This window comes from Mesorhizobium sp. RCC_202 (assembly GCF_041355295.1).
GTDB lineage: Bacteria > Pseudomonadota > Alphaproteobacteria > Rhizobiales > Rhizobiaceae > Mesorhizobium.
Window position 1 is genome coordinate 1 of record NZ_JBFUPO010000002.1, and the last position, 14,437, is coordinate 14,437.

Below are 14,437 nucleotides of genomic sequence, written 5' to 3' on the forward strand. Positions count from 1 at the left end.
CGCGGGCCCTCGAGGTCGACCTCCATGATCTCCAACGGCTTTCCAGCGGCGACAGCGACTGCGGCGCGCGTTTTCATTCTTTTTTCTCTCCCAAAACTCTATTTTGCCGGGCCATGGCGGCGCGGCTCTTTTGTGATCGGACTATGCGGCGATCTTGCCGGGGCCGGCGGGGAATACGCCCGACATCACCGTAAAGCCCTTGATGCGTTTAACGCGATCGCACCAGCGTCGGATCGCCGGATAGTCCTGGCGGGGAATGCCGCCCTCCTCCGACAGCATGACGTAGGGGAAACAGGCAATATCGGCGATGGTCGGATGCGCGGCGGAGCAAATCCACTGGCGTCCCTGCTGCTCGCCGAACCATAGATGCTCGTCTAGGATTCGGAACAGGCGGTGCGCGCCAGCGCGCGCGGCTTCGATGTCGAAATCGTAGAACAAGGCATCGTGCAGGCGGGCGGCCGATGCCGTGGCGGTGATGCCATCGGCGAAGGCCAGCCACTGGCTGATCTCGCCGAGCAGAGCCGGATTGTCCCTGGGGTACCATGTGCCGGACGGATCGTACTTCGATGCGAGGTAGACCAGGATCGCCTGGGCATCGCGCAGGATCAGACCGTCATCCTCGATGACCGGCAACTGGCCAAGCGGATTGAGCCTCAGGAACCATTCCGACTTGTGTTCGCGGCCGGGATAGAAGTCGACCGGTATTGTCTTGTACTCGATGCCGAGAAAGCTCATCAGCTGCCGCAGCTTGTAGCAATTGCCCGACAGTTCGTAGTCGTAAAGGGTGATCATCGGCAGCTCCTAGATGTCGAGCACAAGACGCGCCGATTTGGCGCGCGAGACGCAGGTCATGATCTTGGTTCCTGCCTTTCTCTCGGCTTCATTGAGGTAGACGTCCTGATGATCGGGCTCGCCCTCGATCACCGTCGCCACGCAGGTACCGCAGGCGCCCTGCTCGCAGGATGACGGAACGTCTATGCCGCTTTCGCGCATGACCTGCATGATGGTCTTGCCGGCCGGCACCTGAAGGGTGACGCAGGAGCGCGCCAGCGCGATCTCGAAACTCGAACTGTCGTCGATCTTGTTGACGTTCTTGAAATACTCGAAATGGACGGCTGTATCCGGCCAGCCCTGGTCGGCGGCGATCTTGCGCGCGGCTTCCAGCATCGGGCCGGGGCCGCAGATGTAGAGATGCATGCCATTCCGATAACCGGCGACGACTTGACGAAGCTCGGCGCCGGTCTGATCGGGCGAGAGCCCGAGATGCGGCTTCAGCGCGTCGCCGAGATGCTTCAGCCGTTCGGCGAAAGCGAGATGTTCTTCACCTTGCGCGAAATAGTGAAGCTCGTGCGTCAGGTCCTGATTCTTCAGCGCCTGCGCCATGGCGAGCAGTGGCGTGATGCCGATGCCGCCGGCAACGAAGATCGTCTTGATCGCATCGCGGCGCAGCGGGAAGTTGTTGCGCGGCTCGGAGATTGCCAGCACATCGCCCTCGCGCACGGTCTCGTGCATGCATTTCGATCCGCCCTTCGAATCCCGCTCCAGCTTGACGCCGATGGTGAAGCTGTCGGTTTCGCCGGGGCCGTTGGTGATCGAATACTGCCTGACCTCGCCATTGGGCATATGGACGTCGATATGCGCGCCGGGCTGGAACGTCGGCAGGATGCCCTTGATCGGGCGAAGCTCGAAGCCGGCGATGCCGTCCGCGGTCTGCCATTTCCTGGCCACGCTGACGCGCAGCGCCGCCTTGCGGCCATGCGTGGTCACTTCTGGCATCTCGGCAAGCTCGGCCGACACTCTTTCGTAGACAGGCTCAATAGGCAGAAGCGAAGGTGCGCTCGCCGCTTCGCGCTCGACCTCATCGCGCAGCCTGGAAAGCCGTTCATTGTGATGACGCAGGATGGCGAAGCGTGCAGGCCCCTCTGCCTCCTGATCGAGTACGCCACGGATGACCGAGCGGTTGGAATCGACCGGCTGAACGAAGAAGACGCCGTGCGTCTCGACACCGTCGTCGCGCGAGCGAAGCGCCACGGCAAAATCCTGCGCGGCCTCGATGATGGTTTCCGCGCCCTCGCCATCAATCGCCGCATTGGGCTGGAAGCGATAGGCTTTCAGCTTTTCGACGACCTTCTCGGCCGCCGCGTTGACTGGAATTCCACGCAAGGCAAGCAGCTTGCCTTCGGCCAGCGCGGCAACATCGGGCACTTCGCCGCGCGGCTCTTCCGAGGACCAGACCAGGCCGTAGCGCTCGACCGCCGGGAAGGTGCGGTTGGTGATGGTGCGGGCCGGCGCGTCGGCCGGATGCGCAGGGATATAGGTGCAGCCGGCGGTGCGGTTCGAATAGCGCCAGCCATGATATTGGCATTTCAGTTCGCGCCCGTCATTGATGCCGATCGACAGCCTGACGCCGCGATGCAGGCAGCGGTTCTCCCAGATGTTGACGTAGCCGTCATCGGCCCGCCAGACGGCGAATTCCCGGCCAAGCAACTGGCCATGGAAAACGTGGCGGTGAGGCAGATCGTGGGCAGCGGCGATCGGATGCCACTGGCTTCTGGCTTCTTCCAACATTCGTCGTCTCCCAAAAAATGTCTTGTCAGGCTGCGGCCGGGATGACCCCGTAGGTCACGCCCTTCTGGCTGAGCCAGCGCCGGTAGGCGATGGCCGACTTGTCGGCTCGGATCGGGGTTTCGGCGCGAGGGTCCAGCGGCAGGCGTTTCGGCACCTGGTTTTCCAGGATCGGCTTGTCCTGCCCGAAGATCGTCTGCTGGAAACGCTTGATCACCTTGTCTTCATTGTCTTCGTCAAGCACGCAAAGCAGCATGTGGGCGCGCACATGTTCCTGGTCGACCGGCTGCAGGAAGATGGCGATCACATCGCGCCTGGCCTCGTCGACCGGGCTCGATTTGTAGAGCACCGAGCAAAAGGGATGCGGCACACGATAGACGTAGTCGACGTCGGCGCCACCGTCGGAAGCTGTCGAGGCCATCGGCTGAAAGAAGCGGCAGCGCGTGGCCAGGATCTCGTCACGGTCGACCGAGATTTCGACATCGTATTCCTTGACTTCGGTGTGCGGCTCGACGCCGAGAATATCGGTGTGCACGTAAGGGAAATGGCCCATGTCGAGAAAGTTCTCAATGGCGCGCGGCGCCGAGACGTTGACCCCGAAAGTCGCGGCATTGAGCCGGCGGCGATCCGGCTCGTCATATTCGGGGATCGGGAACAGACCGGCCGGCGGTGACCCGAGCGAGGTCCAGACATAGCCGTAGGCACTTAGCGCCGGCAGCCTGTCCGCGGTTGAAACCTGCCCAGGCCCTTGCGCACCTAAACGCGAGCGCCAGACGACGGGCTCGCCATCCGCATTGATCGCAAAGCAGAGGCGCTCCTCGAGCAGGACGGTTTCCTGGACTCCGCTAGGCACGGCCTCGGCGATCGCTCCCACCGGATGCCAGAGATTGAGGATCACCGGATCCGTGCATTTTGTCATCGTTTTACCCCTTGAATGCCCATGAACGTCATCAAGCCTGGGCCGGTATCGCACCATAGGTGACGGCCCGATCACGCAACCAGCGCCGGTAGGAAACCGAGACGGCGTCGGCGCGGATCGGCGTCTCGGCGCGCGGATCGAGCGGCAGGCGTTTGGGCACCTGGTTCTCCAGGATCGGCTTGTCCTGCGCAAAGATCAATTGCATGAAGCTGCGCACCGTTGCCGCGTCCATGCCTTCCTTGAGATAGCAAAGATAGGGATGCGCGACGCAGTTCTCTTCGTCGACCGGCTGCACGAACAGCGTGATGACATCCAGCCGATGCTTCTGGATCGGATTGCTCTTGTAGAGCGCCACCGTATAGGGCCGGATCACCTTGTAGATGTAGTCGACGACAAAACCTTCCTTGGCCGTCGGCGATGCGACCGGCTGATAGAATTTGCATTCGGTCGCCAGCACTTCGTCCTGAGGTGTGATTTCCACCTTGTAGGGGGCCACCTCGGTATGCGGTTCCTCGCCAAGCCAGCCGGTATGGATGAACGGGAAATGGCCCATATCGAGAAAATTCTCGACGGCACGAAGGCCCGACACCTTGACCGCGATCGAGCCGCCATTGACCAGATGCCGGTCCGCCTCATTGGCCTCGGGGATGTAGATGATGTCGCGCCAGGGTTTGTCCAGGCATGTCCAGATGAAGCCGTAGCGCTCGGCGCTTTTCAACGTGGCGCCCGTATCGGCGCGAGCGACTTCGATCTTGTTTGAGCGTTTGTGAACGGCGAGATCGACCCCAAGCAAGCGTGTCGGAAACAGCGTAGCCTGGGAGAGCGATTCCTGATCGGCAACGATGTGCCAGTCGTTCAGAAGCTCGCGGTCAACGCAACGGGTTGCCATCGGCTTCCCTCCAACTCGGTTAGCCCTTCACCATGAACCTAACCCGACGTCTCGACATAACGAAACCACAAGATTGGATACCAATCAACATTTTTTTGTCATCCAAAATCCTTTTTTGTGTTGACAGATTATGATGATTGAATTCCGATATGGAAAAGCTGAACCTGGGATATGTCGTGCCCCCACAAAGCATGCCTCCCACACGAAAGCCTGCTGATCATGTCGTCGAAATGGCGGAGAGCCGCGCCTTGAGCAGCCGTTCCCAGACAATCGCGGACACGCTGACCCGCGCCATCATCGACCATCGACTCGTGCCCGGCTGCAAGCTCGGTGAACGCGAACTCTCTGAAATATTCAACGTCAGCCGCATCGTTGTGCGCCAGGCATTGATCCGGCTCGCCGATGACGGGCTGGCACAGATAGAGCGCAATCGCGGGGCCTTTGTCGCCAAGCCCAGCATGCAGGAGGCGATGGAAATCTATGACGCGCTGACGCTCGTCGAGCAAGGGGTGGCAGCGCAGCTCAGCGATCGGCTCGGTCCGGCCGGCTGGGCCGAACTGCGCCATCATGTCGAGCGCCAGCGCCAGGCTGTCGCCGGCGGCAACGATGCGCTGGCCGATGTGCTCGGCCAGGAATTCCACACCGTGTTCGTGCGCCTCAGCCGCAACAAGGTGATGCAGGAAATCCACGCGCAACTGGTGCGCCGCACGACGCTGTTGCGCTCGCTCATCACCGCCGATTTCGACTATTGCAATCTGCTGGACGACCACTCGCGGGTCGTCGACCTGCTGGAAAAGGGTCGCCTGAAACAGGCCATGGACCTGATCGACACCCACCATCGCGCAGTGGTGCGCGGCTATATCATGGATCGCGAAGTGTTTCCGGAGATGACGCCTGCCGAGGCGCTGGCGCCTTATCTCGACGGCGCGGCTGTGCCGGTTGCGCCAAGGAAGCCAGCCAAGACGTCAGGGAATGGCGATAGCGCCACGCATGTGCACGTCCATCTCCCCAAAATAGACCGGGCACCGACAAGCCGGGCATCAACGAAAAAAACCAACAGAGGGTTACCATCATGAACGACCTGACAAGACGCAATTTCCTCAAATACAGCGGCGCGCTGGGTGCTGCGCTCGGCACCGGAGGACTAAGCACCGTCGCCAGAGCCGATGACGTGCTCAAGATCGGCGTGGTCTATGTCTCGCCGATCGCCGAGATCGGCTGGACCAAGCAGCACAGCCTCGGCGTCGAGGCGATCAAGTCCGAATTCGGCGACAAGGCGAAGCTCACCGTCATCGACAACATCTTCATGCCCCAGGATGCCGAGCGCGTCTTTCGCGAGCTTGCCAGCGCCGGCAACCAGTTGATCTTCGGCACCAGCTTCTCGCACGGCACGCCGATGCAGAAGGTGGCGCCGCGGTTCCCCAAGATCGCTTTCGAGCATTGCTCGGGCATCGTCCATCTCGCCAATCTCGGCACCTTCGAAGCCAAGTACTATGAAGGCACCTTCGTTGCCGGCGCGGCCGGCGGCTACATGTCGAAAACGGGCAAGATCGGCTTCATCGGCGGCTTCCCGATCCCCGACATCGTCGGCCCGGCCAATGCGCTGCTGCTTGGCGCGCAGAGCGTCAACCCCAACGCCACCTGCAACGCCATCTTCCTTAATTCCTGGTTCGATCCGGGCAAGGAGAAGGAGGCCGCCAAGACGCTGCTGTCGCAAGGCTGCGACGTCATCTGCTCGATGACCGATACCGCGACCGGTGTGCAGGTTGCGGGCGAAGGCGGCGCCTGGTCGATCGGCTACGCCAGCGACATGTCGAAATTCGCCTCCGGCAAGCAGCTGACCTCCTTCGTGCTCGACTGGACCAGCGACTATGTCGGCGCCGCCAAGGCTGTCGCCGCCGGCAGCTGGAAGCCGGAAGTGCGTTGGGACGGACTGGCAGGCGGCGTGGTCAAGATGGCGCCCTACAATGAAGGCATACCGGCCGACACCAAGGCCAAGCTGAAGCAGCTGGAGGCCGATATCGGCAGCGGCAAGGTGCATCCCTATGCCGGCGAGCTGAAGGACCAGGACGGCAGCGTCAAGGTCGCGGCCGGATCGGTGCTCGACGATGACGGCATTCGCGGCATGAACTGGTTCGTCAAGGGAATGATCGGCAAATTGAGCTGATCGCCTCCATAGACCGGGGCAAGGCCGAAACCGACCTTCGGCTTTGCCCCGCCTGGTTCCCGTCCAACCTCGCTTCACGCCACGGCAGGACCCGCCATGCATCCGCGTCTAGAACTGCGCAACATCTGCAAGCGTTATCCCGGCGTCGTCGCCAATGACGACGTCTCGCTGTCGATCCAGCCCGGCGAAATCCATGCCGTGCTGGGCGAAAACGGCGCCGGCAAATCGACCCTGATGAAGATCATCTATGGCGCGGCGCAGGCCGATTCCGGCGAGATCTTCTGCGACGGCAATCCGATCGCGGCGCACAACCCGGCGACGTCGCGCGCACTCGGCATCGAGATGGTCTATCAGCACTTCGCGCTGTTCGAATCCGTTTCCGTGGTCGAGAACATCGCGCTCTCGGCGAGCAGCGCCTTCGACCTGCCCTCGCTCGCCGAGAAGATCCGCGAGCTTTCGCTTCGCTACGGCATGCCGATCGACCCGCATCGCCAGGTGCATGACCTGTCGGTCGGCGAGCGGCAGCGCGTCGAGATCGTGCGCTGCCTGCTGCAGGCGCCCAAGCTTCTGATCCTCGACGAGCCAACCTCGGTGTTGACGCCACAGGCCGTGGTCAAGCTGTTCGAGACGCTGCGGCAGCTTGCCGCCGAGGGCTGCAGCATCGTCTACATCAGCCATAAGCTCGACGAGGTGCAGGAACTCTGTGACACCGCCACCGTGCTACGTAACGGCAAGGTCACCGGCACCGCTCGGCCGAAGGAAACGACCTCGCTCGAGCTTGCCCGCATGATGGTCGGCTCCAAGCTGCCGGAAATGCATGTCAGCCCGGCGACCCTCAGTAAGAAACCGGTGCTCGAGGTCAACAATCTGTCGGCCAAGGCAAGGGATCATTTCGGCGTCGAGCTAAAGGACGTGTCGTTCGATGTGCATGGCGGAGAAATCGTCGGCCTAGCCGGCGTCTCCGGAAACGGCCAGGCCGAACTCATCGCCTTGCTCAGCGGCGAGCGCACACATGGGCGGAGCGACGCGGTCAGGATCTCAGGGACACCAGCAGCCGGCCTGCGTGCCGACGAGCGCCGCAAGCTGGGCCTCGCCTTCGTTCCCGAGGAACGACTTGGACGGGGCGCCGTGCCATCGCATACACTGTGGGAGAACGCGGTTCTCACCGCCCACCGCTTCGGCACGGTCCGAAAGGGCCTTGTCGACCGCCGCAAGGCAAGTGCCTTCGCCGCCGGCGTCATCGACAAGTTCAAGGTCAAGGCCAACGGCCCGGGCTCGACGGCGCAGAGCCTGTCGGGCGGCAATCTGCAAAAATTCATCGTCGGCCGCGAGATCGCGCTGGCGCCGAAGCTGCTGCTCGTTTCCCAACCGACCTGGGGCGTCGATGTCGGCGCCAGCGCCTTCATCCGCCAGACCATCGTCGATCTCAGCCGCGCCGGCACGGCGGTGTTCGTCGTCTCGGAAGAACTCGACGAGCTGTTCGAGATCTGCGACCGGCTGCTGGTGATCTGCCAGGGCCGCGTGTCGCCGCCGCTGGTGCGCAAGAGCACCGACCGCGAGGAGATCGGGCTGTTGATGACCGGCCGCACCATGGGCAAGGACAAGACAGGGAGTAGCAGCGTTGCGCTTCAGGATTGAACAAAGGCCGGAGCCTTCGGCCGTGATGCGCATCGCAGCGCCAGTGCTGGCGTCCGTACTGACGTTGATCGTCGGCTCCGTCTTCTTCGCCTCGCTCGGGCATGATCCGCTGCCGACGCTTTATGCCTTCTTCGTCGAGCCGCTCAACTCGATGAACGGGCTGTCGGAATGGCTGCTGAAAGCCTCGCCGCTGATCCTGATCGCCTGTGGGCTGGCGGTCGGCTTCCGCGCCAATGTCTGGAACATCGGCGCCGAGGGACAATTCACCATGGGCGCGATTGCCGCCAGCGGCGTCGGCCTGTTCTGGCCCGATCCGGAGAGCGCGCTGCTCCTGCCGCTGATGTTCCTGGGCGGCATGGCCGCCGGTATGGCCTGGGCGGCGATCCCGGCCTTCCTGCGCTCGCGCATGAACACCAACGAGATTCTGGTCACGCTGATGATGACCTATATCGCAACGCTGTTCCTGTCCTATCTCGTGCATGGACCGTGGCGCGACCCGGCGGGCTTCAACTATCCCCAGACGGCGCTGCTGCCGGCAGCGGCCATGTTTCAATCATTCGATCCTGCCTACCGGCTCAATTCCTCGATCTTCGTCACCGTCGTCGCCGTGCTTTTGATGTGGTTGTTCACCGACCGCAGCTTCCTCGGCTACAAGATGTCGGTCAGCGGCGCAGCACCTCTGGCCGCGCGCTATGCCGGTTTTCGCGAGTCGGCTGCCGTCTGGATCGGGCTGCTGGCAGGTGGTGCCGCGGCAGGCATTGCCGGCATGGCGGAAGCCGCCGGGCCGCTCGGCCAGCTGTCGCCGCAGATTTCGCCGGGCTATGGCTTCGCGGCCATCATCGTGGCCTTCATCGGAAGGCTGAACGCTTTCGGCATCGTGCTCGGCGGACTGTTGATGTCGCTGCTTTTCCTCGGCGGCGAAGGCGTGCAGATGACGCTTGGACTGCCCTCGGCGCTGACGCGCATCTTCCAGGGCATCCTGCTGTTCTTCCTGCTCGCCGCCGACTTTTTCATCTTCTACCGCGTTCGTCTGGTACGGCCGGCCCGAGACGCGCATGCGCTGGAGACAGCCTGATGGATCTGTTCATTGCCATCTTCACCGGCACCATCATAGCCGCCACGCCGTTGATCTTCGCCGCACTTGGCGAGCTGGTGGTGGAGAAATCGGGCGTGCTCAATCTCGGCATCGAAGGCATGATGCTGATGGGCGCAGCGCTTGCCTTCTGGGCGGTCACCGCCGGCTACCCGATGCCAGTCGCGATCCTTGCCGGAGCGCTGGCGGGCGCCGCAGCTTCGCTGCTGTTCGGCGTTCTGGCGCTTACCTTCCTCACCAACCAATATGCGGCCGGCCTTGCGCTGGCGATCTTCGGTTCCGGCGTCTCTGCCTTCATCGGTCGCGGCTTCGGCAGCGATCCCATCGAAGCGCTGCATAGCGTTAGTATCCCGATCCTGTCCGACCTGCCGGTGCTCGGCCCCCTGCTCTTCCGCTTCGACCCGCTCGTCTATCTGGCGCTCGCGATGTTCGTCGCCATCAGCTGGTTCCTCTACCGCACCAAGGCCGGCCTCATCCTGCGCACGATCGGCGAATCGCCACAGACCTCGCATGCCATCGGTTATCCGGTGATCCGGATCCGCTACATGGCGGTGCTGTTCGGCGGAGCGATGGCGGGGCTCGCGGGAGCCTATCTGTCGGTCGCCTATACGCCGCTCTGGGTCGAGAATATGACGGCAGGTAAGGGCTGGATCGCGCTGGCGCTGGTGGTGTTCGCCACCTGGCGGCCGCTGCGCGTCCTGCTCGGCGCCTGGCTATTCGGCGGCATGACGATCCTGCAACTTCAGGGACAAGCGCTCGGACTGGATGTGCCTTCCGAGTTGCTGTCGGCCCTGCCCTATCTGGCGACAATCATCGTGCTGGTCCTGATCTCGCGAAACCGCCAAATGCTGGCGCTGCATTTCCCGGCGTCATTGGCCAAACCCTTCCGCCCGGCCAGCTGAAACGGGACTATTCCCTGTTGTAAGGTGCCGAGGGAGATCGGCCGATGGGTGCGCGAGCGCAGGCCCGCAAGCAGCACAAGCGACGCCACATAGGGCAGGACGAGAAATAGCTGGTGGGGGACGGGAACCCTGCGTTGCCAAGCGCCCGTTGCAACCCTTTTGCCCTTCGGCCACGGGCGCTATTTGTTTGACCCGGCAAGTAGGCCTGCAATGAGGTAGCGATTAAGGAAGATCACCAGCAGGCAGGGCACCGCTATGGCTATAGACCCCCCCGCCATAATGAGCCCATAGTCGACAAAGTTTTTTCCGGCGAATTCCGGGATCAGAACCGTGAGCGGTTTTGTGTCCTTGGGCGAAAAAACGAGCGGCACAGCATATTGCCCCCAAGCGCCAAGGAAAGTGAGAATGGCGGCCGCCGTAAGTCCCGGTGCCGCGATCGGCGCAATGATGGAAAAGAGGATGCGCATATGGCTTGCCCCATCGATGCGCGCCGCCTCTTCCAGGGATTGCGGCAGCGTATCCATGACGCCTTTCAAGAGCCACAAGCAAAGCGGCAGGAAAGCCGAGACGTAGATGAGCGTCACGCCGAGATAGGCGTCGATCTGCCGAAGCGACACCATTAGCCGGAACAGCGGGATGAGCACCGCGTACCCCGGCACCGCCATGGTCGCCACTACTGCGTAGAAAAGCACCTCGCGCCCGGGAAAGTTGAGGCGCGCGAAGGCATAGGCCGCAAGCAGCGACATCAGCACGCAAAGCACGGTGGCAGCACTCGAAGTGAGTATGCTGTTGAAAAGCGCAAGCCGGAACTCGCCGGCCACGTCGACGCCGCCCATATGCCCGTCGAGCACGCCAAGAAGCCTCAGATAATGCTCGCCGCTGGGATGCTCGGGAAAAAGATGAAGCGGCCGAGCGTTGAACTCGACCGTCGGCGTCAGGCTCGAGGCGAGCGTCCAGTAGATCGGAAGAAGCGACCAGGCGAGTAGCAGAGCAACGCCGGCCCAGATTCCCAGACGGATGTGCCAAGGCTCCTTCATCAGTCGAGCCTCGTGCTGCGGTGGATGCGCAGCACATAACCAAGCGAGATTGCGAGCGAAATGAAGGTCACCATCAGCGACAATGCCATGCCGTATGAGAAATTCAGTTTCTTGAAGGCCTCAAGGTAGATCTGCAGCAGAATTGGCCGCGTCTCCAGACTGTTGCGGGCAAGCACGATCGCTTCGTCGAACAGGTTGAAAGCCGACACTGTGGCATTGGTCATCGCCACCGCGATCGCGCCGCGCGTCAGCGGCAAGGTGATATTGCGGAACATGACCAGGCGACTGGCGCCGTCCATGCGCGCGGCCTCATAGAGGTCCCCCGGAATGCTTTGCATCGCCGCCAGCACGATGACGATCGTAAGCGGTAACATGCGCCACACATGCACCACCGAGACAGCGAGCATGGCGCTGGTGCTGTTGTTGAACCAGAGATGACCCTCGTAGTCTAAACCGATCATCACCAGCAGCCCGTTGAGGAGGCCGGGGCCGGGCGAGTAGATCCATTGCCATATGACGCCGCTGACCACGCCGGGCAGCGCCCAGGGCAGCACAACGGCGGCCAGCACCCACTGACGCCCGCTCTTCAACTGATTGATGAGCGCAGCCGCCAAGACCCCCAGCACGGTCTCGGCCGAAACGGCGATGGCGACATACTTGAACGTGTTAAGCCATGCCTGTCTTACCTCTGCGTCGCTGAACACACGCGTATAATTGGAAATGCCGACGAACGGCGTTCCCGCCTGCATCGGGTTGACGCGGTGCAAGCTATCCCAGGCGGTGCTCAGCAGCGGGTAGAAAACGAGCCCGCCCATGGTGAGCGCAATCGGCAAAACCATCAAAAAGGCGGTCGTCGCGTCGGCAACTTTGCGGGCGCCACGACCTCGTCGCGGGAGGACAGATACCGTTTGCGACGTCACTGCTTTACGGCTTCAGCCGCGGCATTGGCGATGCGCTGAACGGCCTGGTCCACCGTGATCTCGCCTTTTGCCGCGCTGTTGATGGACGTGTTGACAGCCAACGAAAATTGCGGATACCAGGGTGGCGCGCCGGACGGGAACAGCGCCTCGACGGTTGGCGCCTGCTCCACGAGCGCCTCGCCGCTGACCAGCTTGCCCTGCTGCTGCAGCTCTGCAAGCGCGGACGTGCGCGTCGGCAATACGCCGTTTCCATAGTTGTGCATCTGATAATCCTTGGACGTCATCCACTTGATGAATTCCTTGGCGGCTTCCGGGTTCTGGGCGTTCTTGGGGATACCCAGGCCTTCCAGTAGTCCGAATGAGCGCGTCTTGCCACTGGCGGTGGCCACCGGGATCGCCTGAACTTGTCCGGCAACGACGGACTGTGCGGGATCATTGTAAGCGCCAAGACGGCCCGGTTCGCCGCTGATCATGATGCTGGTCAGGCCCTTGGCGAAAAGTGTCTCGTTGATCTCGCTGTCCTTAAGACCGGTCGAGGCCGGATCAACTAGGCCCTCCTTCAAGAGCATCATCTCGAAGGCCATCGCCTTGTAACCGGCGGAGTCTGGCGCAGTGAACAGAGGCTTCATGTCCTTGTCGAAGAGATCTCCGCCAAACGCCTTGGTCAGAAGGTACCAGCTCGTCGATGCGCCTTCGGTCGCCGAAAGCGGCAGGCCGATCGGATACTTGACTATGCCCGCGGCCTTCACGGCCTTGGCCGCCGCCACAAGCTCGTCAAGCGTCTTGGGCATGGCGGTCACCCCGGCCTCGCCGAACTGCTTCTTGTTGACCAGCATGACGCGAAAGTCGTTGGTGTAAGGAATGGCGAGGACCTCGCCGTTCACATTAAAGATGGTCGAACCCCTGATGTCGTCGAGTGTCGCGGCGTCGACGACATCGTTGAGCGGGGTATACCAGCCTGCCGCCGCGAACTGGCCTGTCCACGACCAGTCGAACTCGGTCACGTCAGCCGGCGCCGTGCCGGCCAGCAAAGCCGTCGAAATCTTAACCGACACGTCGTCCCATGACGCAGTCTGCAGATCGAGCTTGATGCCGGTGGCCTTCTCGAAATCCGCCGCCATGTTTGCATCCTGGGGCGAGGGAAGGAGCACCGAAATCGTCTGTCCGGAGAAGGGCTTGGCATCGTCAGCCAGCGCCGCCCCGGTGGTTGCGGCCACCAGCGCGACGCTGAAGGCGAGGATCACATCTGACTTCGGCAAACGCATGTCTTTCTCCCGTGTCTTCGCGGGCGGCAGCATTGTTCCCACTATGCTTTTGGCCACCGCTCGCACCGCTAGAAGGTAACGCTATCGCTGGAAATTCTGATATTCTTGCCGGTTTCGACCCAAATTTTCAGTTTTTTCAGCCCTGCGGCTTTTGGCACTGAAAAGTCTCGCGCGTTGGTGCGGCGTCGCCGCCCGGTCCGGGCTCAGCCCCGGAAGCGGCGGCGATAATCCTTCGGCGTACAGCCCACCTGACGCTGGAAGGCGTCGTAGAAGCGGCTGAGCGAGCCGTGGCCGCTTTCGAAAGCAACTTCGATGATCGCCATGTCGGTGTCAGCCAAAAGCTTTAATGCATGGTTGAGCCGTCGGCGGCGCAGATATTGCGCGATCGACTGTCCCAGCACCTTCTGAAACGTCGCCGTCGCATTTGTTGGGTGCAGGCCGCCGACAAGCGCTACGTCCGCGACGTTGATGGGGTTGGCGAACTCGTTGTTAATGAAGGTAGTCATCTGCTGCACCCGCGCGACGACCCGCCGGCCAGCGACATGCATTGCATGGCGACGATGTTCGGCCTCGACGCCTCCCGCTTCTGTATCGGCAAGCCGCCTGTCTGCCGCCAGCCTGCGAAGGCGCAGGCGAACCTCGTCGCGCAATAAGTCAGCGACCACTTCGTCGAAGGTGTCCCATTCTCGCGCCCAGCGCATCACCAGCAATCTGTCGGCAGCGTCGACGGACGACGCCGTGACGACGTGACCCGCCATGAGATCGTTCTTGAAATCGCTGGAGACCGCGAGCGACAGGAGATCGGCAAAGGGCACGTAGACGCAGACGAGCTTCGTTCCGTCTCCAGCAGATATGACCTGGTGGGGGACCGCGGCCCAGAAGCAATATATGGCGCCTTCGCGCAGGCTGACCTGCTTGCCATTGATGAGATAGGTCATGCTGCCGTGCGTGATGACGTTGAGTTCCACATGGTCATGCCAGTGAGCTTCCGGCATGGGCTCAACCATGTGCGCCTCGGCCAGGAACTCATCCGGCTGGAGGA

Annotated in this window: 13 protein-coding genes; 5 read left to right on the top strand and 8 right to left on the bottom strand. The window is 62.2% G+C overall.

Features of this window, described 5'->3' with window-relative positions:
- Positions 1-141: 141 nt before the first annotated feature.
- Genes AB6802_RS04215 through AB6802_RS04230 form a run of 4 tightly spaced genes read right to left on the bottom strand, consistent with a single transcriptional unit; the run spans position 142 to position 4,373 of the window.
- Positions 142-792 (bottom strand): glutathione S-transferase family protein, encoded by a 651-nt coding sequence (locus AB6802_RS04215; RefSeq protein WP_371008789.1) that lies wholly within the window; start codon positions 790-792, stop codon positions 142-144.
- 9 nt (positions 793-801) lie between these two features.
- On the bottom strand, positions 802-2,568 hold the full coding sequence (locus tag AB6802_RS04220; RefSeq protein ID WP_371008790.1) for a Rieske 2Fe-2S domain-containing protein: 1,767 nt from the start codon (positions 2,566-2,568) through the stop codon (positions 802-804).
- Between the two features lie 25 nt (positions 2,569-2,593).
- Positions 2,594-3,484, bottom strand: a complete 891-nt coding sequence (locus AB6802_RS04225; RefSeq protein WP_371008791.1) for an aromatic ring-hydroxylating dioxygenase subunit alpha — start codon at positions 3,482-3,484, stop codon at positions 2,594-2,596.
- Positions 3,485-3,515: 31 nt separating this feature from the next.
- Entirely contained in the window at positions 3,516-4,373 is an 858-nt protein-coding gene (locus AB6802_RS04230; protein WP_371008792.1) for an aromatic ring-hydroxylating dioxygenase subunit alpha, read from the bottom strand.
- Between the two features lie 248 nt (positions 4,374-4,621).
- Here AB6802_RS04230 and AB6802_RS04235 point away from each other — a divergent pair, with 248 nt between their 5' ends.
- The 5 genes from AB6802_RS04235 (at position 4,622) to AB6802_RS04255 (ending at position 10,173) form a co-directional block, all read left to right on the top strand.
- The gene (locus AB6802_RS04235; RefSeq protein WP_371009305.1) at positions 4,622-5,449 is read left to right on the top strand and encodes a GntR family transcriptional regulator; all 828 of its coding nucleotides are present in this window, start codon (positions 4,622-4,624) and stop codon (positions 5,447-5,449) included.
- Positions 5,446-6,540 carry a BMP family ABC transporter substrate-binding protein gene (locus AB6802_RS04240; RefSeq protein WP_371008793.1) on the top strand — a complete coding sequence of 365 codons (1,095 nt, stop codon included), beginning with the start codon at positions 5,446-5,448 and terminating at the stop codon, positions 6,538-6,540. The genes AB6802_RS04235 and AB6802_RS04240 overlap by 4 nt, the downstream gene beginning before the upstream one ends.
- Positions 6,541-6,636: 96 nt before the next feature.
- On the top strand, positions 6,637-8,178 hold the full coding sequence (locus AB6802_RS04245; protein WP_371008794.1) for an ABC transporter ATP-binding protein: 1,542 nt from the start codon (positions 6,637-6,639) through the stop codon (positions 8,176-8,178).
- Positions 8,162-9,253: an ABC transporter permease gene (locus AB6802_RS04250; RefSeq protein WP_371008795.1), complete on the top strand. Its 1,092-nt coding sequence runs from the start codon at positions 8,162-8,164 to the stop codon at positions 9,251-9,253. The genes AB6802_RS04245 and AB6802_RS04250 overlap by 17 nt, the downstream gene beginning before the upstream one ends.
- Positions 9,253-10,173 carry an ABC transporter permease gene (locus AB6802_RS04255; RefSeq protein ID WP_371008796.1) on the top strand — a complete coding sequence of 307 codons (921 nt, stop codon included), beginning with the start codon at positions 9,253-9,255 and terminating at the stop codon, positions 10,171-10,173. The genes AB6802_RS04250 and AB6802_RS04255 overlap by 1 nt, the downstream gene beginning before the upstream one ends.
- Positions 10,174-10,352: 179 nt before the next feature.
- On the opposite strand, the gene AB6802_RS04260 is transcribed toward AB6802_RS04255, so the two are convergent.
- The 4 genes from AB6802_RS04260 to AB6802_RS04275 form a co-directional block, all read right to left on the bottom strand.
- Positions 10,353-11,210, bottom strand: coding sequence for a carbohydrate ABC transporter permease (locus AB6802_RS04260; RefSeq protein WP_371008797.1), 858 nt, complete (start codon positions 11,208-11,210; stop codon positions 10,353-10,355).
- The gene (locus tag AB6802_RS04265) at positions 11,210-12,130 is read right to left on the bottom strand and encodes a carbohydrate ABC transporter permease (protein WP_371008799.1); all 921 of its coding nucleotides are present in this window, start codon (positions 12,128-12,130) and stop codon (positions 11,210-11,212) included. Before AB6802_RS04265 ends, AB6802_RS04260 begins: the two co-directional genes overlap by 1 nt.
- The gene (locus AB6802_RS04270) at positions 12,127-13,395 is read right to left on the bottom strand and encodes an ABC transporter substrate-binding protein (protein WP_371008800.1); all 1,269 of its coding nucleotides are present in this window, start codon (positions 13,393-13,395) and stop codon (positions 12,127-12,129) included. The genes AB6802_RS04265 and AB6802_RS04270 overlap by 4 nt, the downstream gene beginning before the upstream one ends.
- Before the next feature lie 203 nt (positions 13,396-13,598).
- Positions 13,599-14,402, bottom strand: coding sequence for a helix-turn-helix domain-containing protein (locus AB6802_RS04275; RefSeq protein ID WP_371008801.1), 804 nt, complete (start codon positions 14,400-14,402; stop codon positions 13,599-13,601).
- Between the last annotated feature and the right edge of the window lie 35 nt (positions 14,403-14,437).

Bases quoted from the DNA above. Each gene is read 5' to 3' on its own strand.
- AB6802_RS04215 (WP_371008789.1), bottom strand. From the start codon at position 792: ATGATCACCCTTTACGACTACGAACTGTCGGGCAATTGCTACAAGCTG.
- AB6802_RS04220 (WP_371008790.1), bottom strand. From the start codon at position 2,568: ATGTTGGAAGAAGCCAGAAGCCAGTGGCATCCGATCGCCGCTGCCCAC.
- AB6802_RS04225 (WP_371008791.1), bottom strand. From the start codon at position 3,484: ATGACAAAATGCACGGATCCGGTGATCCTCAATCTCTGGCATCCGGTG.
- AB6802_RS04230 (WP_371008792.1), bottom strand. From the start codon at position 4,373: ATGGCAACCCGTTGCGTTGACCGCGAGCTTCTGAACGACTGGCACATC.
- AB6802_RS04240 (WP_371008793.1), top strand. From the start codon at position 5,446: ATGAACGACCTGACAAGACGCAATTTCCTCAAATACAGCGGCGCGCTG.
- AB6802_RS04245 (WP_371008794.1), top strand. From the start codon at position 6,637: ATGCATCCGCGTCTAGAACTGCGCAACATCTGCAAGCGTTATCCCGGC.
- AB6802_RS04255 (WP_371008796.1), top strand. From the start codon at position 9,253: ATGGATCTGTTCATTGCCATCTTCACCGGCACCATCATAGCCGCCACG.
- AB6802_RS04260 (WP_371008797.1), bottom strand. From the start codon at position 11,210: ATGAAGGAGCCTTGGCACATCCGTCTGGGAATCTGGGCCGGCGTTGCT.
- AB6802_RS04270 (WP_371008800.1), bottom strand. From the start codon at position 13,395: ATGCGTTTGCCGAAGTCAGATGTGATCCTCGCCTTCAGCGTCGCGCTG.
- AB6802_RS04275 (WP_371008801.1), bottom strand. From the start codon at position 14,402: ATGGTTGAGCCCATGCCGGAAGCTCACTGGCATGACCATGTGGAACTC.